The 21,635-nt window shown below is 69.5% G+C and carries 17 protein-coding genes, 1 tRNA gene and 2 pseudogenes; 11 read left to right on the top strand and 9 right to left on the bottom strand.

Annotated elements, in window-relative coordinates; all coding sequences use genetic code 11:
- Positions 1–357 precede the first annotated feature (357 nt).
- A tRNA-Gly gene (locus Q7A36_RS26445) sits at positions 358–431 on the top strand.
- A gap of 184 nt (positions 432–615) precedes the next feature.
- Here the strand turns inward: Q7A36_RS26445 and Q7A36_RS26440 are convergent.
- The 7 genes and pseudogenes from Q7A36_RS26440 to Q7A36_RS26410 form a co-directional block, all read right to left on the bottom strand.
- Positions 616–1,329, bottom strand: a pseudogene (locus tag Q7A36_RS26440) (IS5 family transposase).
- Between the two features lie 490 nt (positions 1,330–1,819).
- Positions 1,820–2,974, bottom strand: coding sequence for a potassium channel family protein (locus Q7A36_RS26435; protein WP_305106765.1), 1,155 nt, complete (start codon positions 2,972–2,974; stop codon positions 1,820–1,822).
- 288 nt (positions 2,975–3,262) lie between these two features.
- Positions 3,263–3,808 (bottom strand): type 1 glutamine amidotransferase domain-containing protein, encoded by a 546-nt coding sequence (locus Q7A36_RS26430; RefSeq protein ID WP_370655711.1) that lies wholly within the window; start codon positions 3,806–3,808, stop codon positions 3,263–3,265.
- Positions 3,809–3,873: 65 nt separating this feature from the next.
- Positions 3,874–5,040, bottom strand: a complete 1,167-nt coding sequence (locus Q7A36_RS26425; protein ID WP_305106763.1) for a zinc-dependent alcohol dehydrogenase — start codon at positions 5,038–5,040, stop codon at positions 3,874–3,876.
- An 11-nt stretch (positions 5,041–5,051) separates the two neighbouring features.
- Positions 5,052–5,810, bottom strand: coding sequence for an SRPBCC family protein (locus Q7A36_RS26420; RefSeq protein WP_305106762.1), 759 nt, complete (start codon positions 5,808–5,810; stop codon positions 5,052–5,054).
- Positions 5,811–5,898: 88 nt separating this feature from the next.
- Entirely contained in the window at positions 5,899–6,477 is a 579-nt protein-coding gene (locus Q7A36_RS26415; protein ID WP_305106761.1) for a hypothetical protein, read from the bottom strand.
- Between the two features lie 15 nt (positions 6,478–6,492).
- Positions 6,493–7,668: a zinc-dependent alcohol dehydrogenase gene (locus tag Q7A36_RS26410; protein ID WP_305106760.1), complete on the bottom strand. Its 1,176-nt coding sequence runs from the start codon at positions 7,666–7,668 to the stop codon at positions 6,493–6,495.
- A 265-nt stretch (positions 7,669–7,933) separates the two neighbouring features.
- Between Q7A36_RS26410 and Q7A36_RS26405 the strand changes: the two genes are divergently transcribed.
- The 3 genes from Q7A36_RS26405 to Q7A36_RS26395 all read left to right on the top strand — a co-directional run bounded on the left by Q7A36_RS26405 (position 7,934) and on the right by Q7A36_RS26395 (position 13,693).
- On the top strand, positions 7,934–11,590 hold the full coding sequence (locus Q7A36_RS26405; RefSeq protein WP_305106759.1) for a response regulator: 3,657 nt from the start codon (positions 7,934–7,936) through the stop codon (positions 11,588–11,590).
- A 259-nt stretch (positions 11,591–11,849) separates the two neighbouring features.
- Complete coding sequence (locus Q7A36_RS26400) at positions 11,850–12,581, top strand: sensor histidine kinase (protein ID WP_305106758.1); 732 nt, start codon at positions 11,850–11,852, stop codon at positions 12,579–12,581.
- Entirely contained in the window at positions 12,572–13,693 is a 1,122-nt protein-coding gene (locus Q7A36_RS26395) for a glycosyltransferase family 4 protein (protein ID WP_305106757.1), read from the top strand. The genes Q7A36_RS26400 and Q7A36_RS26395 overlap by 10 nt, the downstream gene beginning before the upstream one ends.
- 176 nt (positions 13,694–13,869) lie before the next feature.
- Here the strand turns inward: Q7A36_RS26395 and Q7A36_RS26390 are convergent.
- Positions 13,870–14,318, bottom strand: a pseudogene (locus tag Q7A36_RS26390) (transposase); the annotation flags it as partial.
- A gap of 127 nt (positions 14,319–14,445) precedes the next feature.
- On the opposite strand from Q7A36_RS26390, the gene Q7A36_RS26385 reads away from it, so the two are divergent.
- The 7 genes from Q7A36_RS26385 to Q7A36_RS26355 are packed head-to-tail and all read left to right on the top strand — an operon-like array spanning position 14,446 to position 20,340.
- Positions 14,446–15,255 (top strand): alpha/beta hydrolase, encoded by an 810-nt coding sequence (locus Q7A36_RS26385; RefSeq protein WP_305106756.1) that lies wholly within the window; start codon positions 14,446–14,448, stop codon positions 15,253–15,255.
- A 44-nt stretch (positions 15,256–15,299) separates the two neighbouring features.
- Positions 15,300–16,481: an ABC transporter substrate-binding protein gene (locus Q7A36_RS26380; RefSeq protein WP_305106755.1), complete on the top strand. Its 1,182-nt coding sequence runs from the start codon at positions 15,300–15,302 to the stop codon at positions 16,479–16,481.
- Between the two features lie 13 nt (positions 16,482–16,494).
- Positions 16,495–17,418, top strand: a complete 924-nt coding sequence (locus Q7A36_RS26375; protein ID WP_305106754.1) for a branched-chain amino acid ABC transporter permease — start codon at positions 16,495–16,497, stop codon at positions 17,416–17,418.
- Positions 17,415–18,368 (top strand): branched-chain amino acid ABC transporter permease, encoded by a 954-nt coding sequence (locus Q7A36_RS26370; protein WP_305106753.1) that lies wholly within the window; start codon positions 17,415–17,417, stop codon positions 18,366–18,368. Before Q7A36_RS26375 ends, Q7A36_RS26370 begins: the two co-directional genes overlap by 4 nt.
- A gap of 27 nt (positions 18,369–18,395) precedes the next feature.
- Entirely contained in the window at positions 18,396–19,151 is a 756-nt protein-coding gene (locus Q7A36_RS26365) for an ABC transporter ATP-binding protein (protein WP_305106752.1), read from the top strand.
- Positions 19,151–19,867: an ABC transporter ATP-binding protein gene (locus Q7A36_RS26360; protein WP_305106751.1), complete on the top strand. Its 717-nt coding sequence runs from the start codon at positions 19,151–19,153 to the stop codon at positions 19,865–19,867. The genes Q7A36_RS26365 and Q7A36_RS26360 overlap by 1 nt, the downstream gene beginning before the upstream one ends.
- A gap of 17 nt (positions 19,868–19,884) precedes the next feature.
- Positions 19,885–20,340, top strand: coding sequence for a cupin domain-containing protein (locus Q7A36_RS26355; RefSeq protein ID WP_305106750.1), 456 nt, complete (start codon positions 19,885–19,887; stop codon positions 20,338–20,340).
- 54 nt (positions 20,341–20,394) lie between these two features.
- On the opposite strand, the gene Q7A36_RS26350 is transcribed toward Q7A36_RS26355, so the two are convergent.
- A complete protein-coding gene (locus Q7A36_RS26350) occupies positions 20,395–21,621 on the bottom strand; it encodes a flavin-dependent oxidoreductase (RefSeq protein WP_305106749.1) in 1,227 nt (408 codons plus the stop codon).
- Between the last annotated feature and the right edge of the window lie 14 nt (positions 21,622–21,635).

The raw sequence follows: 21,635 nt of genomic DNA, 5'->3' as shown, positions 1-21,635 counted from the left end.
GCTCCGCTTCACCCGATCTGGCCCGTGCGACCGACCATCGGCGCCTGGGCGACACTCCACCCCGAACCCGTCAGGCCCGCGCGCGATGGAGCAGGTGACGGGACCGGAACCCGCACAACCAGCTTGGAAAGCTGCAATGCGCCGGGAAACCCTTCAAGTATATGTGTCCCAAAGCGCATATTTGGATTGGACGGAACACCGTTCAACCCACTCCGACCGCCGCGCGCCTCCTGGGCTGCCGCCTGGACCTCCCGGATCTTCACCTCTAGCCCAACCGGCTCCCCTTGCCCGGGACCGGCCGGTGCACTATCAGCGCGGCAAGTGTCGGTCAATCGACAGCCGTCGATTTTACGGCTCGCGGGTGTAGCTCAATGGCAGAGCAGAAGCCTTCCAAGCTTACGATGGGGGTTCGATTCCCCTCACCCGCTCCAGCTTCCGCCCCCGAGGCACAACCTGCGCCCCCTCCCGATCTGCGAAGTGGGCCAGGAGAGGCCAGCATGCGCGACCATCGTGCTGCACCACGTCGTGCACCGGGATGGGCTTCGGTCCCGCAGCCTTCAGCATCCACTGCCATTCGCCATCGAAAGCCGGCTGGTCGGCGAACACTGTGGCCTGTCAGCTCCTAAGCCAATCGAAGGTGGCGGCGAGGCAGGGAACGCCGAGGAATGATCGGGCGGTCTTCTCGTAGCGGGTTGCCACCGCGCGCCATTCTTTCGGGCGTGCCCAGAGGTTCCCGACCCGGTGCCGGTCGTTGTAGATCCACGCTCGGCAGGCGACCGGTGCGTCGGCGCGCTTCGGCCGGATGGCGGAACAGGCGCCGATGTTCCAGACCCGCTCGCGGCAAGCGTCGGAGGCGGAGCCGCGGTCGCCGACCACCCAGCCCGGCAGGTCGGGCAGGCAGTCCAGCAGGTCCGGCGCCGTCGGCAACTCATGCGCCTGGCCGGGCGCGGGCGCGAAGGCAACGGCAGGCCCGCGACCGTCCGCGATCACGCAGGCCTTGGTGCCATAGCCGCCACGTGAGCGGCCAGGCGCCTCACGGCGGTCTCGCTCGACGCTGTCGGCCCCCCTTCTTTGGCGCCCGCCACCTTCTGGTGCGCCCGCAGGTTCGTGCTGTCGAGGAAGCTCATGCCGAATGCGATGCCGCGCTGCTGCACAAGGTCGAGCAGGCGTTCCCAGATGCCGAGATAGCCCCAGCGAATGAAGGTCTGTGCCGCCAGAAATGGCCTCGATCGTCTGCCGCAGGGTCTGGTGCGGCCGGACTTCGTTGATCAGCGGCTTCAACTCCGCCCATCGCGCGTCGCCCAGAAGGTGAATATCTGGATTCTCCATCATCCACCCCTGATAGGAAAGCGCCTCAGGAGATAACAGGCCATAAGGTTGCAGGGGAAGTTCGTTGCCAGTGCCGAGCGCCTGGGCATTCAGGCTTCCAACCATTCTGCGATTTGCCGCTCGGAATCAGGCTTTTTCCTTGGTTCGAACCTTGGGATCAGACCAGCCAAGTCCCGAGGGTTGGGGAAAATCCGCCATCAGGGAGAGAAATTCCGGCCCGCTCCGCCCGCGCACTCCCGAGGTTCCTGCGCCCCCCTGGAGCAACCTGCGGTTCCAGGCGCCACGCGCCGAACCAGAAAGTGAACCTACAGGAAGAAGTGGGACGGCAAAGAGAGCCGGGAGCGAGCACTCTCTGATCGTCGCCGCGCAGAGATCATGGATTCTTTACGGTCTCGACCTATCCCCCTTTCCAGGGTGATAGTTACGGCTCTCGCACAGAGCGCTGGAATGTTTGATGAACTCATCCAAATCCTGCGCCGCCGCCAAGTTCTCAGAGAACGCCACTTCGACGAACACCACCTTTACCATATTCGGTCCGAAGGGGGCAGCGACCGGCAGGGTCGATCTCGTCCATGCCATAGGCCATAGCCGAGGCCAGCGTCGTCACAAGACGATCCCAGCGGGAGCGTAACGCGCCATATGTCTCTGCGCCCGATTGCCCGTCAGAGACAGTCCCGATGCCTGCATGACGGAGCCGCTCCAGGCCAGAGGAGTACCGAAGACGCCATCGATCGGGGTCGAATACCTCGCCGTCAGGCGAAGCCCGTCGGCCAGGCGCCGCCGCAGGGAGGAATGTCTCTTCCAGCATCGTCACCAGCATCAGGGAAGCTCGCGAGAGTTGCTCCACCGCTGCCGACTCCTTCAGCCATGCGGCGTGCCCGTCATCCAGAGCACTCCTGATCAGCGTCACCGTGTCGAGCGCCACCAGAGTGGATCGTGAGACCGAGTAGTAAGGCTCGGCGAAGCGAAAGTAGAACAGCACGGGGTAGAAGTGATGCGCCTCCTTGATCTGGCTTATCTCGGAGCTCAGCTCCGCCAGGTCCGAATAGCCCGCACTGAACTGGCCGCGCGGCCCGAGATGGGCAAGCAGTTCGGCAGCATCGCCCGTCTCGGCGGTGAAGAGGTGAATCTTCAGGCCAAGCAGGTTCCGCTGCTGCAGGGCACTGTAGACCTGCATGACGTAGGTGAGCGTCAGCGATACGACGGATGTGCCGACCAGTGCGTTGAACAGGTAGACCAGCCGGAAAGCGGCTGTCTGCGGCACGAAGTCACTGGAGCCCACGATGGCCATGCTGATGCCGCCAGCATAGATCGCCGTCATGAAATCGGTCGGCGTCTCGCCACCCTGCGCGATAATGGCCGAGCCGAGATGCGGATGCATGATGAGAGCGGTGCCCAAGGTGAGCGCGAGCGCCCAGGTCACCACCAGCAGCACCAGGATCGCCGGACCGCAAAAGGATAGGACATGGCCGCCGTATGGGCCAAAGGTCCGGGACACGCGGCGAAATGCTTCCCAAGTCAGGCGTGCCAGCCGACTGCTGATGATGCCGGTACCAGCGCGCGCATAGAGCACCGTCAGAAAGACGTCGAGCAGGACGGCTATAACGAGGAGAGCGCCCAGCGCCTGCTCCAGCCAGGCCATCATCCCGGCCTCCTCCATATTGACCAGAGCGATATCGGGAGTTCCCATCCAAGTCGACCACGCCACGGTCAAAGCCGTCGTCCACCGGACGGCCCCTACGCCCGGTGTGCTCACTGACCCGGTCGCCCGGCCGCGCATCCGGCCTGGGCACGGGCCTCCCCCGCTCCTCGCCTCCCGGCTCGCGAGACAAGTCCGCTGTCTTCTGGCCCCAACGAACCGAGCGCAGGCAGGCCGCGACGCCTTTATCGGATAGGGATCACGACGTCGCCGAGGGCCATTGCTGATCGCGGTTCACGATGCGCGCTGCTGCGCCTGCCGTGCATCCGTGCGGCCGAACAGGCCGATCATCTCCCTGTTGAAGGCGGGAATGTCATCCGGCTTGCGACTGGAGACGAGATTGCCGTCCACCACTGCATCCTTGTCGACCCACTCGGCGCCGGCATTCTCTAGGTCCGTTTGCAACGAGGGCCAGGCGGCGAGCCGGCGTCCCTTCACCTTGCCGGTCTCAATCAGCGTCCAGGGACCGTGGCAGATGGTCGCCACCGGCTTGCCACCGTCGAGGAATGCCTGCGCGAAGAGGACGGCACCCTCGTTCATGCGCAACGTATCGGGGTTGATGACGCCGCCGGGCAGCAGGATGGCGTCGAAATCCTCGGGGCGCGCCTGGGCAAGTGGCACGTCAACCGGAAAGCTGTCGCCCCATTCGGTGAAATTCCAGCCGCGGACGTGCCCTTCCTTGGGGGAGACGATGCTGGTATTCGCCCCTGCCTGGTCGAGCGCCTTCCGCGGCTCGGTCATCTCGACCTGCTCGAAGCCGTCGGTGACGAGGATCGCCACCTTCAACCCATCCAGATTGCCATCGGCCATGCCATGGTCTCCTTTCGTGTGATGCAATGCGCTGGTCAGGGCCTGAACACAGCCCTGACGCAGCCTTCCTTCTTGTTCTTGAAAAGGTCGTAGCCGCGCGGTCCCTGCTCGAGCGGAAGCGGATGCGTCAGCAGGTGGGAGGGATCCATCTCGCCGCGCGCAATATGGCCGAACAGCCGCTCCACGTAGCGCTGGCCGTGCTGCTGGCCGGAGCGGATGGTGAGCGCCTTGTTCACCACCGCCCCCATCGGGAACTTGTCCACGAAGGCGCCGTAGACCCCCATCACCGAAACAGTGCCGCCCTTCCTGCAGCACAGGATCGCTTCCCGCAGCGCGACGATGCGCTCCGTCAGCAGCGCCTGCTGCTTGACGAGGTCGTAGAGGTAGCCGACGCCGGTGCCGTGCGCCTCCATGCCGACGCAGTCGATGCAACGGTCGGGCCCGCGGCCGCCGGTCAGTTCGGTCAGCGCCTCCGGGATGTCCACTTCCTCGTAGTTCAGCGGCTCCGCGCCGCAGTGCTCGGCCGCCATGCGCAGCCGCTCGGGAAAACGGTCGATAGCGAACACCCGCTCGGCGCCCAGGACACGCGCGCTTTGCATCGCCATCTGGCCGACGCCGCCGCAGCCCCAGACCGCGACGATGTCGCCGGGCTGGATGCCGGCGAGGTCGGCGCCCATGAAGCCGGTCGGGCAGGCATCCGAGACGAAGAGCGCCTTCTCGTCGGGAATCTCCTCGGGAACCTTGAAGACGTTCACGTCGGCGAAGGGCACCCGGATGAAATTGGCATGGCTGCCGGCCCAGCCACCAAGTGCATGGCTATAGCCGATGATGCCGGCCGGGCTGTGGCCCCAGACCGCCTCCGCCATCAGCGGCTTCGGGTTGGTGTTGTCGCAGCAGGAGAAATCGGTGCGCCGGCAATGCTCGCACTGTCCGCAGCCGAGGATGGAGACGACGATCACCCGGTCGCCCTTGTGGATCCTTTCGACCTCGCTGCCCGTGTCGACCACCTCGCCCATGAACTCGTGGCCGATGATGTCGCCGGGCTTCATGGCCGGGATGTAGCCTCCCAGCAGGTGCAGGTCCGAACCGCAGACCGAGGACAAGGTCACCCGCACGATCGCGTCGTGCGGCCGGACGATCTCCGGGTCGGGCATCGTTTCGACGCGCAAGTCGTTGACGCCGTTCCAGACGATGGCGCGCATGGTGTCCCTCCTCAGGCGGCGGCGGGCATGGCGGCATCGGCATCGGCCCGCCGCATCGCCGGCGTCGGCACCTCGCCGGTCTCGAGCACCTGCTTCAGCCGGCGCAGGTCGTCATAGGCCTGCCGGCTTGGCGACTCGCCCCAGAGTTGCGCGACGAGGCGCCCGAGCTGGCCCGCCGGCGGCTCGTAAGCGATGGAGGCGCGCACCTCCGTGCCGCGGTCGCCCGGCGCCGGGCGGAACTCGATCCAGCCGATGGTGCGGATGTCCGCCTCCGGGACGGAGCGCCAGCCGATGCGTTCGTTCGGCCGGTCCTCGGTGATGATCGCATCCCATTCGATGGTGTGGCCGAGGGAGGTCCGCACCACCCAGTGCGAGCGCGTCTCGTCGATCGCCGTCACCTGCTGAACATGCTGCAGGAAGCGCGGCAGCTTTGCGACATCGCGGAAGAACCGGTACACCTCCTCCGGCGGGCGGGCGATGGTCACGCTGCGCACCACCGCCGCGGCGGAACGCCAGCCCTGCTTCTGCGCAATGCGACGCTCCGCCGGCTTGGCGCTGGTCGCCTCCGTCACGGGGCAGTAGCCACTGGCGGCCCGGGCGAGCATGGCGGTACCGGCGAGCGCCGCGAGGCCACCCGACACGCCGCCCCGCCGCACGGCCCAGAGGAGGGTCGCGACGCCGGCCGTCCCCGAGGCCATGCGTTCCGCATCGCCGAGGTTCCGCGCCGGCAATACGCCCTGCAGGGCGTCGCGCGCGGGATGTCGTTGCATCCTGTCCATGCTTGTCTTCCCATTGTCCGTAGCGCCGGCCCCGATCCGCGAATCCCGGGCCGGCGATGGCAGTGCGGCGGTCCGACCGTCACGCGACCGCGCGTGCGAGGGCTGGCGGCGCCTGCATGTCCGGCGGCGTCCGGAAGTCGCGCCGCGCGGCGCCGCGTGCCTCCGGCAGGCCCTGTGGGAAGCCGCTGCGATCCGCATAGCTCCGCACCGCGCCCCGCGGCCGCGCATGCCGGGTCGAGACGCTCTGGGCACAGGCCAGGTCGAGGACCGTGATGCCGAGGAGCAGCAGGAAGGCAAGCTCGGCATTGCCGCGCTGCCGGTTGGACGGGCTCAGCGCCGGCAGCACCGTCGCGATGTCGAGGAGGTCGCCGCCGACCCGGCTCCAGACGCCGACCTGCTTGTCCACCGACAGCGACATCACGCCATGGCCGATCTCGCGAACACCGAAGGCGCGGACCAGCCCCTCGCGTCCCTCGAGGCCGAGCGTGCGCGTGATGACATGGGGCGCGACCAGTTCTGCGACGCCGAGGCCGATGCTGAACCAGCCGAGCCCGCGCGCCAGCCGGTCGGAGCTTCCGAGCGAACTCGGACCCGAGCGCAGGACCTTGGGATCGCCCTCGGAGCGCGTGATGTTCGACAGACTCGAAAGAAGGGTCATGACCGCCTCCCGGCTTCAGGGCTTGAGAACAACCTTGATGCAACTGTCCTGCTTGTCGCGGAACACCTTGTACATCTCAGGCCCGTCCTCCAGCCGGACGGTGTGGGTGACGACGAAGGACGGGTCGATCTGGCCGTCCTCGATCCGCCGCAGCAGGTCGTCGGTCCAGCGGTTGACATGCGTCTGGCCGGTCCGGATGGTGAGGCCCTTGTTCATCACCATGCCCATGGGCACCTTGTCGGCGAAGCCGCCGAAGACGCCGGGGATCGAGAGCACGCCGGCCGGCCGGCAGACATAGATCATCTCCCGCAGCACATGCGGCCGGTCACTCTCCAGCATCAGCATCTGCTTCGCGCGGTCGAGGACGCTGTCGGGCTGCGAGAGCGTCACATGGCTCTCCATGCCGATCGCATCAATGCACTTCTCCGGACCCTTGCCGCCGGTCAGGTCGTTCAGCCGGCCGACGACGCTGTCCTCCTTGAAGTTGAGGGGGATGGCGCCGCCGGCCTCGGCCATGCTCAGGCGCTCCGGGATGTGGTCGATGGCGACGACCTGCTTCGCGCCGAGCAGCACCGCGCTGCGGATCGCCATCTGCCCGACCGGGCCGCAGCCCCAGACGGCGACGGTGTCGGTCGGCTGGATGTCGCATTGCACGGCGGCCTGCCAGCCGGTCGGGAAGATATCGCCGAGGAAGAGCACCTGCTCGTCCGTCAGACCGTCCGGCACCTTGATATGCGTCGCATCGGCGAAGGGCACACGAACATACTGCGCCTGCCCGCCGGGATAGCCGCCCGTCAGATGCGTGTAGCCGAACAGGCCCGCCGTGGTGTGACCGAATACCTTGTCCGCCAGGTGCTTCTTGCGATTGGTGGTCTCGCAGACCGAGTAGTTGCCGCGCCGGCACTGGTCGCATTCGCCACAGATGATGGTGAAGGGGATGACGATCCGCTCGCCCTTCTTCAGGCGCCCGTCGACGCCAGCGCCGACCTCGACGACCTCGCCCATCATCTCATGGCCCATGATGTCACCGGGCAGCATGGCGGGGATGAAGTCGTGGAAGAGATGCAGGTCCGAGCCGCAGATGGCGCAGCTGGTGACGCGGACGATGGCATCGCGCGGCTGCTCGATCCGTGGATCGCTCACGGAATCGCACCGGATGTCCTCCTTGCCATGCCAGACGAGGGCCTTCATCGCATTGCCTCCGCTACCGTGCGGCGCGAGACGTGCGGCACGGTCCCTCCGTTCCCTAGGTGAAATCCCTAAGCAGTCCTGCAGCGCGACCGCCGACGCGGACCGCAACAATGGCCGCGGCGGCCTGCAACAGGCCCGGTCCCGTGGCGTTCAGTGCTGACCTGTTCGCGCAGAGACGGTGTCGGACGGTCCTACTAAGTGACGGCAATTTCCTTATCGCAAGAACATGCATGGCGGCTCGCGCGGCGCGGAAGGGAGTGCGGATTTGGGCGAGTCGGCCAGCACGTCACCCGGCAGCGACCCCGCCGGCTTCCTCGCCGGCGGGGGAGAGCTCGGTGCCCTGATCCGCGACCGGGACTGGTCGAAGACGCTCGGGCCACCTGCGTCCTGGTCGAACAGCATAAAGCTGGCGGTCAGTCTCTGTCTCCAATCCCGCTTCCCGATTCTCCTCTGGGTCGGGCCGGAGCTGAGGATTCTCTACAACGACGCCTATGTCCCGTTCCTCGGCGCGGCCAAGCACCCCGCAATGTTGGGTGCGCCGGGCAAGGAGGCCTGGGCCGAGATCTGGGACGACATCGCCCCGATGCTTGCCGAGGCCACGGCAGGACGGGCCACCTGGGTCGAGGACTACCGGTTCTTCTTCGACCGCGAGCTGCCGCGTGAGGAGACTTACGTCACCTTCAGCTACAGCCCGATCTTCGGCGCCGACGCGGAGGGCGTGGAGGGAGTGTTCTGCGTCTGTACGGAAACGACGCGGCGGGTCGTCGGTGAGCGCAGGCTCTCGACGCTGCACGCACTCGGCGTGACGGCGCCGCAGCAACGGACAGCCGATGACGCCTGCCGTGACATCGCCAGCGTGCTCCAGGACAACGCATTCGACATCGCTTTCGCCGCCGTCTACCTCTGTGACAGGGACGGCGCGATGGCGAATCGCGCCGCCGTCACCCAACTGGCGTCCGACGCGTCCGCCTTTCCCCCGGTGCTTCAGCTGGCGGCGGCCCGCTGGCCGCTGGCCGAAGCGGGATCGAGCGGCCATGCCGTCATCGTGCCCGACATCCGGCCCCTGGCCGGCACCGTCGCCGCGCCGCTATGGCCCGATCCGGTGCGCACGGCCGTGGTCCTGCCGTTGCCGGCGCCGACCTGGCAGCAGCCGGCCGGCTTTCTCATCATCGGGACGAGTCCCCGCCAGGTCCTGGACGCCGAGTACCGCAATTTTCTCGAGCTGGTGGCCGAGCACGCCGCGAGGGCCATCGCCGGCGGACGCGCCTTCGAGGATGAGCGCCGCCGTGCCGAGGCCCTGGCGGCACTCGACCGCGCGAAGACCGCCTTCTTCTCGAATGTCAGCCACGAGTTCCGGACGCCGCTCACGCTGGTCCTCGGCCCCCTGCGGGAGCTCCTGGCGAAGCCGGCGGGCGCGCTGCCGCCTGACGCCCATGCCATGGCCGAGATCGCAGAGCGCAACGGGAGCAGGCTGCTGCGGCTGGTGAACTCCCTGCTGGACTTCTCCCGCATCGAGGCCGGCCGCGCCCAGGCCTGCTACGAGCCGACGGATCTGCCGAAGCTGACGGCGGAATTGGCGGCAAGCTTCCAATCGGCCTGCGACAGCGCTGGCCTCGTGCTCGAGATCGCGTGCCTGCCATTGCCGGAACCGGTCTATGTCGACCGGGACATGTGGGAGAAGATCGTCCTCAACCTGGTCTCGAACGCCTTCAAATTCACCTTCGACGGTCACATCGCGGTAGGCCTGCGCACGGTACCGGCGGGCGTCGAGCTTCGCGTCGTCGACAGCGGCGTCGGCATCCCGGCCGGCGAGTTGCCGCGGCTGTTCGAACGCTTCCATCGCGTCGAGGGTCAGCGCAGCCGTTCGCACGAGGGCAGCGGCATCGGCCTCGCGCTGATCCAGGAACTCACTCGCCTGCATGGCGGCGGGATCTCGGTCGAGAGCCGGGAGGGCGAGGGTACGATCTTCACCGTCACCATCCCCTTCGGCACCACGCATCTGCCCGCCGATCAAGTCGGCCGGCCGCGATCCCTGGCCTCCACCGCGACGGGCGGCGCGGCCTTCCTCGAGGAGGCGCGCCGCTGGCTGCCGGGCTCGGCCAGGCAGGCGGCGGCTTCGGCCGCCGGCCAGGGCCCAATGCCCGGGCCACGCATCCTGGTCGCGGACGACAATGCCGACATGCGGGACTACCTGGTCGGCCTCCTGACGCTGGCGGGATGGAGCGTGGATGCGGTGGCGGACGGCGATGCCGCGCTCGCCGCGGCCAGGCTCGCGCCGCCGGATCTCCTGCTGGCCGACGTGATGATGCCGGGACGGGACGGGCTTGCCTTGGTTGCGGCTCTGCGGCAGGCGCCGCGGCTGGCGACCATGCCTGCCATCCTGCTCTCCGCCCGCGCCGGGGAGGAGGCGCGGATGGCGGGGATGCGGAGCGGCGCCGACGACTACATGGTGAAGCCCTTCTCGGCGCGCGAGCTGATCGCGCGGGTGGAGGCGCTGCTCGCCTTGACCCGATTGCGGCAGGAGACGAACGAGCGGCTTCGCCGCAGCGACGCGCGGCTCCAGGCCGCGGTCGATCTCGTCGGGCTCAGCCCCTATCGCTGGGACCCGGCCGCCGACACGCTGGAATGGGACGACCGGTTGCGTGGGATGTGGGGCCTGCCGCCCGGCGTTCCGGTGGATAAGGGCACCTTCCTAAGGGGTATCCACCCGCAGGACCGGCCGCAGGTCGAGGCGGCCATCGCCGCCTGCACCGATCCCGCCGGCGATGGCGTCTATCATCTCGAGTACCGCGTCATCGGTATCGGGGACGGCGTGGAGCGCTGGGTATCCACCCATGGCCAGACCACCTTCGAGGACGGCAGGGCGGTGGATTTCGTCGGGGCCGCTCTCGACGTCACCGAACGCAGGCGGGTCGAGGAGCGCCTGCGGGCCAGCGAGGAGCGCTTCCGGCATTTCGCCGAACATTCGGCCGACCTGCTCTGGATCGTCGATGTCGAGGCGATGCGGATCGAGTATCGCAGCCCGGCCGTCGAGCGGATCTGGGGCGTGCCGCGCGACGCGGTGCCGGACGACCTGGCGAGCTGGGCCGAGACCATCCACCCCGATGATCGCGCCGCCGTGCTCGACTCGCTCCGCCGCGTCCAGCAGGGCGAGCCTGCGGTGCAGGAGTTCCGCGTGCTGCGTCCCGATGGCGCCGTACGCTGGGTCCGGGACACGGCCTTTTCCATCCGCGACGAGCTTGGGCGCGTCCACCGCATCGGCGGCATCACGGTCGACATCACCCGTGTCGAGGGGGCCTGGATCTATGTGGTCGACGGCGGGGAGGCGTCGCGCCTCCGCATCGCGGCGCTGCTGCAGGGCGCGGGCTACGACGTGAAGACCTTTGCCACGCCGGGCGATTTCCTCGAGGTCGCGCCGATGCTGCTGCCGGGCTGCGCGGTCCTCGACCTCGGCGGCTGTGGCGAGGAAGCCCTGGTGGTCCCGCGTGAGTTGAAGGCCCGCGGCATCGACCTGCCGGTCATCGTCGTGGCCGGCGAGGCCGGCGACGTCCGGACGGCCGTGCAGGCGCTGAAGGCCGGAGCGGCGGACTGGCTGGAAGGATCGCACGATCCGCAGGACCTGCTTGCTGCGGTCGCGGCCGCGCTCGCCAAGGTACGCGACGCGCAGGAGACGGGCCGCCGGGCGGAGGCGGCCCGCCTCCGCATCGCGGGCATGTCGCAGCGGGAGCGCGAAGTGCTGGAGGGGATCGTCGCCGGCGAGACCAACAAGGAGATCGCGCGCCGGCTCGGCATCAGCCCGCGGACGGTGGAGATCCATCGTGCGCATGTCATGGAACGGCTGGGCGTGCGTTCGTTGTCGGAAGCGGTGCTGCTGGCCGCCGCGGCCGGCCTTGCCGGCCCGCGGGCCGGGGCGCCGAAGTGATGAACCGGGCGACTCCGCACCTCTCCCTAGGGATCGCCACCGCCTAGCCGCATTGCGCATTTCGGCCTTCAGTCCGTGCAGGACGGCGGTGAGAGTTGCGGATGTGCCTGGCGGCCCACGCACGAGATATCAGAGGCGACGAGGTTTGTGCGGCATGCATACATGCCGCGCACGACGGCTGTCGCACGCCCGCCCGTCCTGTGCCCGACCGGTTTCGGCGGGCGGCCAGGCCTTCGGTCCCGCGGGGGAGAGGTGTACCTTGATCCAGTTGGCGAATACGCAGGAGTGGACGGCTCCACCGCCCGAAGACGCGCCATACGTGCCGCGACTTGACCCGGCGGAGCTGCTGGTCAATGAGGCCCATCACCGTATCAAGAACAGCCTGCAGCTCGTCGCCGCGATGCTGCACCTGCAGGCACGGCGGCACCTCGACGTACCGGTGCTGCATGACGGCCTGATCCAGGCCAGCCGGCGCGTGCGCGCCGTGGCGCAGGTGCACGAGCGTCTGCACCGCCACGACGGTGGCGAGTTGGAGGCCGGCGCTTACCTGCACGACCTCTGCGCGAACCTGTCGCGTTCCCTCGGCTTGCCCACCTCCCGCGCAGTGGTCGTCGAGGCGTCCCATGTGCCGCTCCAGCCCAACCGCATCCTGGGCCTCGGCCTCATTGTCACCGAGTTGGTCACCAATGCGGTGAAGCACGGCATCACGCCCTATGGCATGGGCGAGGTCAGGGTCGTGCTGGCGCCCGGGCCCGACAACACGCTGCGCCTGCTGGTCGCCGACACCGGGCCGGGACTTCCGGACAGCGTGCTGCGTGGGTCCGCCGGCGGCCTTGGCATCCGTCTCGTGCACCACCTCACCCGGACGCTCGGCGGTCGGCTTGAGATCGACGGCACCCCGCCCGGCGCACGCTTCACGGTCAGGTTGGCCATGGAGTCCGGAAACGGAGATGGACGCGACACCGCGAGGAACGGCGAACAATGCGCATAGCCCAGATCGCCCCGCTGGCCGAAGCGGTGCCGCCATTGCGCTACGGCGGCACGGAGCGGGTCGTATCCTACCTGACCGAGGACCTGGTTGAGCTCGGGCACGATGTCACGCTCTTCGCCAGCGGGGACAGCCGCACCCGTGCGCGCCTGATCCCGACCGTCGATTGCGGCCTGCGGCTGAGCGGCCAGGCGCGCGACCCGGTCGCGCCCTATGTGCAACTCGTGCAGGACGTGTTGCGGCGCGCCGCGGAGTTCGATGTCCTGCACTTCCACATCGACCACTACCACCTGCCGGCCCTCGCCGCGGTGCGGCTGCCGCACCTCACCACCATGCATGGCCGGCTCGACCTGCCGGAGTTGGATGCCCTGTTCCGCGTCTTCCCCGACGCGCCGCTGGTGGCGATTTCGGACCACCAGCGGCGACTGCTACCGGTCGGGCGGTTCATCGGTACGGTGCATCATGGGCTGCCGGCAGACCTGCTCGCGCCGCACCCGCAGCACGATGGCTACCTGGCCTTCCTCGGCCGGATCTGCCCGGAGAAGGGGCTCGACAGCGCGATCCGGATCGCCCGACGCGCCGGCCTGCCGCTACGCGTCGCGGCGAAGCTGGACAAGGCGGATGCGGCCTATTTCGAGGCGCGCATCCGTCCCCTGCTCTGCGACGGCGGGGTCGAGTTCATCGGCGAGATCGGCCAGTCCGAGATGGGCGGGTTCGTCGGCGGCGCCGCTGCAGTCCTGTTCCCGATCGACTGGCCCGAACCTTTCGGACTGGTGATGATCGAGGCCATGGCCTGCGGCACGCCGGTCATCGCCTATCCGCACGGCTCGGTTCCGGAAGTGCTGGAGAATGGGATCTCGGGTTTCGTCGTGCCGGATGAGGATGCCGCGGTCAGCGCGGTGGGGAAGCTCCGGGAGATCGATCGTCTCGGCGTGCGACGGTGCTTCGAGCGGCGCTTCACGAGCCGACGGATGGCGGCCGACTATATCAGGCTCTATTCCGCCATGGCCCGCGCCTACGACACCGCCGCGCCGCGGGCGCCGGGGTTGCCCTGGAACAGGACCGAGGTCTCCCGGCGAGCGGGCGGCGTTTCCCCTGCGGGGGGATATGCGTGACGGGCGCGCCCGCGCCGCGTCGATCCCGGCATGTCGTGCGGCGGCGCGATGCTCTCGCCGAATCGCCGCAGCGAGGCTGCATGCCGTCAGTACGCTGGCCTGCGCGGAGACGGTACGGGGCTGTCTCCCGACGCGTGGTGTAGGAGCTGTGCTCCTGGGCGGGCTGATCCGCCTTGTCAGGATGCCAGGGCTGCCAGGCTGACGGGTGCAGTATCGCCGATGGCGCTGATGGTCTCCAGGGTCATGGTGCGGGCCCGCCGGGTGGCGCATTCGTCGGACTGCTCGAGCAGGATGGCACCGATCAGCCTGACGGCGGCAGCCTCGTTCGGGAACATGCCGACGACGTCGGTGCGGCGCTTGATCTCGCCGGTGAGTCGCTCGATCGGGTTGGTGCTGAGCAACTTGGCCCGATGCGCGGCGGGGAAGTGCAGGGTGGCGAGGACGTCCTCCGAGGCGGGTCCATCAGGGCGGCCAGCTTGGGCACCTTGGGGCGGAGTTGGTCGGCCACGGTCCGCCATTGGGTATGAGCAGCTCCGGCGTCCTCCTGGGCGTAGGCCGTGCCGATCCAGGCGGAGACGATGCGGCGCTGGGTCTTCCCGGCATGGGCCAAGGCGGTGCGGCCGAAATCGGCAATGTGTTGATGACAGGCCGGACCGTGGCGCTCTCGGGCGGCATGTCGTTCAACTGAGGACCCCGTCCTCGACGCACCCGGGGCTCTGGACCGCGGCGCGGCGGCGCGCTCCAATCCCGCCATGGACCTGCAGGCGGAATACGACAACCGGGCCAGGGTGCCGGGGCACCCGGCGATCATCGCGGGCTGGCAGCGTGATGCCGCCGCCTTCCGCGCGACCTGGACGGAGAAGGATCTCGACATCCCCTATGGCGCCGGGGAGCGGGAGCGGCTCGACCTCTTCCGCCCCGGCCCGGGCGGGGACTGGCCGGTCGCGCTCTTTCTCCATGGCGGCTACTGGCAGGCGCTGGACCGCAGCTTCTTCTCGCATCTCGCGCACGGGTTCCTGGCGCATGGGGTGGCACTCGCGGTGCCCTCCTACGACCTCTGCCCGCAGGTGACGCTCGCCGCGATCGTGCAGCAGATGCGGGCGGCGGCGGCGCTGCTGCACCGGCGCTTCGGCCGGAAGCTGCTGGCGACCGGCCATTCCGCCGGCGGCCACCTGACGGCCATGCTGATGGCGACGGACTGGCGCGCCCTCGACCCTCACCTGCCGGCCGACCTGGTGCCGGCCGGGTTGCCCATCTCCGGGGTCTTCGAGCTTGCGCCGCTGCTGCCGACCACGATCGGTGCCGGCCTGCGGCTGTCGCGGGAAGAAGCCCGCGCCCTCTCGCCGCGGTACCTGCCCTCCCCCGGCTTCCCGCTGCATGCGGTGGTGGGCGGCGCGGAAAGCGGCGAGTTCCTGCGCCAGACCCGCGACTTCGCCGCGGCCTGGGGCGGCACGGCGGAGGTGCTGCCGGGCGCCGACCACTTCACCGTCCTCGCCCCGCTTGCCGAGCCGGAGAGCGCACTGGCCCGACGCGCCACCGCCATGGCCCTTGCGATACGGTGACAGTTGACGCAAAGGCTGATGCGGGACCGGATCGGGGGGCGGAGATGGTGATCGGCAGGCGTGGTGTTCTGGGTGGCGTGGCGACCTCGGCCCTGGCGATGCCGGCGATCCACGCCCGCGCCCAGGCGGCGGGGGTGAAGATCGGGTTGGTCGCGGTGCTGACCGGGCCGCAGGCCGCGCTCGGCACCCAGCTCCGCGACGGCTTCCTGCAGGGGCTGAAGCACACGCAGGGCAAGCTCGGCGGCCTGCCTGCCGAGGTGCTGGTCATCGACGACGAATTGCGGCCGGAAGTGGCGGTCACCAAGGTCCGCTCGGCGCTCGAGCGCGACAAGGTGGATTTCGTCGTCGGCGTCGTCTTCTCCAACATCCTCGGCGCCATCGCCCGGCCGGTGACGGAGGCGGAGACCTTCCTGATCTCGACCAATGCCGGCCCCTCGACCTTCGCTGGCCGCGCCTGCAGCCCCTACTTCTTCACGACCTCCTACAACAACGACCAGGTCCATTCGGTGATGGGCCAGGCCGCCACCGACAACGGCTACCGGCGCGTCTTCGTCATGACGCCGAACTACCAGGCCGGGCGCGACGCGGTGGCGGGATTCCGCAGCCGCTTCAAGGGCGAGGTGGTGGACGAGGTCTATGTCCCCCTCACTCAGCTCGACTTCTCCGCCGAGCTGGCGAAGATCGCCGCGGCCAAGCCGGACGCCATCTTCACCTTCATGCCGGGCGGGCTCGGGGTGAACCTGGTGCGGCAGTACCGCCAGGCGGGCCTGGCCGGCATCCCCTTCCTCTCGACCTTCACGGTGGACGAGGCGACGCTGCCCGCGCAGCAGGATGCGGCGCTCGGCTTCTATTCGGCCGCACCCTGGGCGCCGAACATGGACAACCCGCAGAACAGGCGGTTCGTCACGGATTTCGAGGCCGCCTACAACTACGTCCCTGGCAGCTACGCGGCGCAGAGCTACGACGCCGCCATGCTGCTGGACAGCGCCATCCGCAGGACCGGCGGCAAGCTCTCCGACAAGGGCGCGATGCGAGAGGCGATCCGGGCAGCCGATTTCCGCTCGGTCCGCGGCCATTTCAGGTTCGGCGCCAACCACTATCCCGTGCAGGATTTCTGGCTGTGCCAAGTGGCGAAGCGCCCGGACGGCAGGTTCCAGACCGAGACGGTGCGCAAGGTGCTGTCCAACGACGTGGATCCCTGGGCCGCCGAATGCCGCATGCGCTAGGTCCGGCGCGCGCGTGACGACGCAGCTTCTGTTCGTGCAGGCCCTGAACGGCCTGCAATTCGGCGTCCTGCTCTTCCTGGTCGCGGCCGGGCTGACGCTGGTCTTCGGCGTCATGGACTTCATCAACCTGGCGCATGGCGTGCAGTACATGCTGGGCGCCTATCTCGGCGCCAGCCTGGCCGCGGCGACGGGCAGCTTCTGGCTCGGCCTGCTGCTCGCCCTGCCGGCCGCGCTGGCCTGCGGGCTGGCGCTGGAATTCCTGGTCTTCCGCCACCTCTATGACCGCGACCACCTGGCGCAGGTGCTGGCGACCTTCGGCGTCATCCTCTTCCTGAACGAGGCGGTGAAGGTCATCTGGGGCACCGCGCCGCTGCAGATGCCCACCCCCGATGCGCTGCAGGGCGGCATCGCCCTGATGCCCGGGCTGGTCTACCCGGTCTACCGGCTGGCGATCCTCGTCGCCGGCCTCGCCGCCGCCCTGCTGCTCTGGCTGCTGGTGGAGCGCACGCGGGCCGGCGCGCTGGTCCGCGCGGGCGCGAGCAACCGGCCCATGCTGGCGGCCATGGGCGTCGATACCGGGCGGCTCTTCATGCTGGTCTTCGGCTTCGGCGCCATGCTGGCGGGCTTCGCCGGGGTGATGGCGGCGCCGATCCTCTCGGTCGATCCCGGCATGGGCGACACGGTGCTGATCCTCGCCTTCGTCGTCATCGTCATCGGCGGCATCGGCAGCGTGCGCGGCGCCTTCATCGCGGCCCTGCTGGTCGGGCTGGTCGAGACGCTGGGACGCTCCCTGCTGCCGGACCTCATGCGGCTCTTCCTCGCACCCTCCCCGGCGCGGCAGGCCGGGGCGGCGATCGGCTCCATGCTGGTCTATATCGCCATGGCGCTGATCCTCGCCGTGCGGCCGCGCGGCCTTTTCCCGGCGCGGGCGGGATGACGCAGGCGCTGCGCGCGGCGGCGCTGCCGCTGCTGGTCTTCGGGCTGCTGGCGGCGGCGCCCTTCCTCGGCTTCGGCGCAGGCTGGGCGATGACACTGCTGGCGCGGGCCATGATCCTCGGCATCGCCGCCCTCTCGCTCTGGCTGGTGGTGGGCGGGGCGGGGCTGGTCAGCCTCGGCCAGGCCGCCATGCTCGGCATCGGCGCCTATGCCGTGGTGGTGCTGGACGATGCACGGGTCACGGAGGCACTGGTGGTCGCCCCCGTCGCGATCCTCGCGGCCGCGCTCTTCGCCCTGGCGACCGGCGCGGTCGCCATGCGCACCGGCGGCGTGCCCTTCATCATGATCACATTGGCCTTCGGACAGATGGCCTTCTTCACCGCGAGTTCGCTCGCCGTCTACGGCGGTGATGACGGCTATACGCTCTATGGCCGCAGCACGGTGGCCGGCGCGCGCTGGATGCAGGACCGGCTGGCCTTCCACTACCTCTGCCTCGGCCTGCTCCTCGGCACCTTCCTGCTCTGCCGCATGCTGCTCGCCTCCCGCTTCGGGCGGGTGCTGCGGGCGGCCCGGCAGAACGAGTTGCGGGTGCAGGCGGTCGGCGTCTCGCCCTATCCCTATCGCCTCACGGCCTATGCCATTGCCGGCGGCATCGCCGGGCTTGCAGGCTTCCTGCTGGCGAACGCGACCGAGTTCGTCGCGCCCTCCTTCCTCGCCTGGCAGCGCTCGGGCGACCTGCTCTTCATGGTCATCCTCGGCGGCCTCGGCAGCCCCTTCGGCGCGGTGCTCGGCGCACTCGCCATCCTGCTGTTGGAGGAATGGCTGGGCCACCTGACGCCGCACTGGCGGCTCATCTTCGGCCCGCTGCTGGTGCTCTCCGTGCTCTTCCTCCGCGGCGGGCTGGTCGGGCTGGGGCGGATCGCCGGAGGGCAGGCATGCCCGAAGGCGTGAATCCGCCCCGCTCGCCAAGGCGGCGCCATGGCTGAGCCGATCCTCCGCCTTGAGGGGCTGCGCAAGCGCTTCGGCGGCCTCGCCGTGACCGACGACGTCTCGCTCGAGGTGGCGCCGGGCGAAATCCATGCCGTCATCGGCCCGAACGGCGCCGGCAAGACCACGCTGATCCACCAGGTCAGCGGCACGCTGCGGCCGGATGCCGGGCGCGTGCTCTTCGCCGGCCGGGATGTCACCACCCTGCCGCTGGCGCGCCGGGCGCGGCTCGGCCTCGCCCGCAGCTTCCAGATCACCGCCGTGCTGCCCGGCTTCACCGCGCTGGAGAACGCGGCGCTCGCGGTGCAGGCGCGCAGTGGCTCCTCCTTCCGCTTCATCCGGCCCGCGGCCTCCGAGGTTGCGTTGAACCGCGAGGCGCTGGAGGCCCTCGATCAGGTCGGCCTCGGCGCCCGCGCCCAGGTGCCGGCCGGCGCCCTCTCGCATGGCGAGCGGCGGCAGCTCGAGCTCGCCATCGCGCTCGCCATGCAGCCGCGCCTGCTGCTGCTGGACGAGCCGCTGGCCGGCGCCGGGCCGGAGGAGACGGAGCGGCTGGTCCGGCTGCTGCGCAGCCTGAAGGGCCGCTACGCCGTCCTGCTGGTGGAGCACGACATGCAGGCGGTCTTCGCCCTCGCCGACCGCATCTCCGTCCTGGTCTATGGCAGGGTGATCGCCACCGGCGCGCCGGCAGAGATCCGCGCCGATCCGGCGGTGCGCGCCGCCTATCTGGGCGAGGACGAGGTCGCCTGATGCTGCGGGTCGAGGATCTCCATGCCGGCTACGGCGGCAGCCAGGTGCTGTTCGGCATCTCCCTGGCCGTCGCCGCGGGAGAGGTGGTGACGCTGCTCGGCCGCAACGGCATGGGCAAGACCACGACGGTGCGCACCATCATGGGGCTCCTGCCCGCCTCCGGCGGCGCGCTGCTCGGCGGCCGCATCGGCTTCGCAGGCACGGACCTTGCGGGGCAGCCGCCACACCGCGTGGCGCAGCGCGGCATCGGCCTGGTGCCGGAAGGCCGCCAGGTCTTCCCCACCCTGACGGTGGAGGAGAACCTCGCCGCGACCGCCGCCAACCGCGCCGGCGGTGCCCCGCGGTGGACCCTGCCGGCGGTCTACGCCCTCTTCCCCCGCCTGGCGGAGCGGCGGCGCAACCTCGGCGCCCAGCTCTCGGGCGGGGAGCAGCAGATGCTGGCGATCGGCCGCGCGCTGATGACCAATCCGCGCCTGCTGATCCTGGACGAGGCGACGGAGGGCCTGGCGCCGCTGATCCGCGCCGAGATCTGGGCGGTGCTGGCGCGGTTGAAGCGGGAGGGCCAGGCGATCCTGCTGATCGACAAGACCCTCTCCGCCGTCATGCGGTTGGCCGACCGGCATGTGGTGGTAGAGAAGGGCCGCACCGTCTGGACCGGCAGCACCGAAGCCTTGGCGGCGGCGCCGGAAATACGCGAGACTTACCTCCACCTGTGAGAATGGAGGGACGAATCATGACAGCGGAGATCCCCGGCATCACCCGCGCCGGCACCGGCTTCGACGGCACGGAGGGGACGGTCTGGAACATCCTCGGCCAGACCTACTATCCCAAGCAGTCCTGCGAGAACTCCTTCGCCTTCGAGGCGGTGAGCCCGCCCGGCACCTTCGTCCCGCCGCATATCCACCCGACGCAGGACGAGTACATCCTGATGCTGGAAGGCACCTGGAAGCTGGTGCTGGACGGGCAGACCTACTTCGCCAGCGCCGGCGACCTGGTGCGCATGCCGAAGGGCATCATGCATGGCTACTTCAACGAGAGTGGCGCCCAGGCCCGTGCCTTCTTCTGGGTCAGCCCGGGGCGGAAGCTGCACGAGCTTTTCACGAAGCTGCATGACCTGACCGACGTGGACGAGGTGGTGCGGCTCTCGAAGCTGCACGAGGTCGACTTCCTGCCGCCTCCGGCAGCTTGATCCCTGGTCGTGCGATTCACGCCCTCGGTCCTTCGGGCCTCGGGCGATCGCACTCTAGCGCTGCGCCGGCGCCGCGAAGCCCGCCAGCGTCGCATAGCCGCGCACGATGGCGGCGATCTCCTCCGGCGGGATCACGTCCTCGATGCGCTCGAAGCCCTGCGGCGCGAGCTGGCCGAAGACGTCCAGCACGAGCTCGGGCCCGCCGGTGCGGTTGCTGGCGCAGATCGCCGCGGTCTTCGGCAGGCGCTCCGCCTCGTAGGCGCGCAGTGCTTCCGCCGGCGCATGCGCCGCGAGCGCATCCGCCAGGCTCCGCGCATCCAGCACCGCCTGGGATGCGCCGTTGGAGCCCACCGGGTACATCGGGTGCGCCGCATCGCCCAGCAGCGTGACGCGGCCCGTGCTCCACCAGGGCAGCGGGTCGCGGTCGCACATCGGGTATTCCAGCTTCTGCGGCGAGGCGCGGATCAGTGCCTCCGCATCCAGGAAGGGCAGCTTGAGGCGGCGCGCGAGGGGCAGCACGTCCTCCAGGTTGCCGGGGCGCGACCAGTCCTCCCGCCGCGGCGGCGGGTTCTCGCCGCTCGCGACCTTCGCATAGACCGCCCAATTGGTCAGCCGGCGCTCCGGCGTGCTGCCGGGCCCGATGGGGTAGTAGACCAGCTTCGCCACCAGGTCGCCGGCGATGAACATGAGGTCGCCCGTCTCGAAGGCCGGCCAGTCCACCGCGCCGCGCCACATCAGGATCCCCTGCCAGCGGATCCCGCCGTCATCCGGATGCAGCAGGGCGCGCAGGGCGGAATGGATCCCATCCGCGCCCACCAGCACGTCGCCGCGGATCTCCTGCTCGCCCTCCGGCGTGGCGAAGCGGGCGCTGACGCCGCCGGCATCCTGGGTGAAGCCCGCCAGCCGATGGGCCGTGCGCAGCGCGCCGGCCGGCAGCCGCTGCTCCGCCGCGCGCCACAGCATGCCGTGCAGCCGGCCACGATGGATGGAGAATTGCGGCAAGGCGTGGCCGGCATGCAGGCCGCGCGGCTCGGCCCAGAGGGTCTGGCCGAGGTGGTTCAGGTAGCGCAGCTCCCGCGTGCGGATGGCGATGCGGTCGAGCTCCTCCAGTAGGCCCAGCTCCGCCCATTCCGCCACGCAATGCGGCAGGTTGTTGATGCCGACGCCGAGCTCGCGCACCTCCGGCGCCGCCTCCAGCACCGTGCAGCCGATGCCGCGCCTGTGGAGCATCAGGGCCAGGGTCAGCCCGCCCACGCCGCCGCCGGCGATCAAGACCTTCATCCGCGCCTCCCAGT

This window comes from Paracraurococcus lichenis (genome assembly GCF_030657435.1).
Lineage (GTDB): Bacteria > Pseudomonadota > Alphaproteobacteria > Acetobacterales > Acetobacteraceae > Paracraurococcus > Paracraurococcus lichenis.
This window is presented reverse-complemented; position numbering and strand designations above follow the sequence as displayed.

Coding starts and splice junctions, on each gene's coding strand:
- Q7A36_RS26435 (WP_305106765.1), bottom strand. CDS start 2,974: ATGATGGCCTGGCTGGAGCAGGCGCTGGGCGCTCTCCTCGTTATAGCC.
- Q7A36_RS26425 (WP_305106763.1), bottom strand. CDS start 5,040: ATGCGCGCCATCGTCTGGAACGGCGTCAACGACTTGCGCGTCGAAACG.
- Q7A36_RS26420 (WP_305106762.1), bottom strand. CDS start 5,810: ATGCAACGACATCCCGCGCGCGACGCCCTGCAGGGCGTATTGCCGGCG.
- Q7A36_RS26415 (WP_305106761.1), bottom strand. CDS start 6,477: ATGACCCTTCTTTCGAGTCTGTCGAACATCACGCGCTCCGAGGGCGAT.
- Q7A36_RS26410 (WP_305106760.1), bottom strand. CDS start 7,668: ATGAAGGCCCTCGTCTGGCATGGCAAGGAGGACATCCGGTGCGATTCC.
- Q7A36_RS26395 (WP_305106757.1), top strand. CDS start 12,572: ATGCGCATAGCCCAGATCGCCCCGCTGGCCGAAGCGGTGCCGCCATTG.
- Q7A36_RS26385 (WP_305106756.1), top strand. CDS start 14,446: ATGGACCTGCAGGCGGAATACGACAACCGGGCCAGGGTGCCGGGGCAC.
- Q7A36_RS26380 (WP_305106755.1), top strand. CDS start 15,300: ATGGTGATCGGCAGGCGTGGTGTTCTGGGTGGCGTGGCGACCTCGGCC.
- Q7A36_RS26370 (WP_305106753.1), top strand. CDS start 17,415: ATGACGCAGGCGCTGCGCGCGGCGGCGCTGCCGCTGCTGGTCTTCGGG.
- Q7A36_RS26365 (WP_305106752.1), top strand. CDS start 18,396: ATGGCTGAGCCGATCCTCCGCCTTGAGGGGCTGCGCAAGCGCTTCGGC.
- Q7A36_RS26360 (WP_305106751.1), top strand. CDS start 19,151: ATGCTGCGGGTCGAGGATCTCCATGCCGGCTACGGCGGCAGCCAGGTG.
- Q7A36_RS26355 (WP_305106750.1), top strand. CDS start 19,885: ATGACAGCGGAGATCCCCGGCATCACCCGCGCCGGCACCGGCTTCGAC.
- Q7A36_RS26350 (WP_305106749.1), bottom strand. CDS start 21,621: ATGAAGGTCTTGATCGCCGGCGGCGGCGTGGGCGGGCTGACCCTGGCC.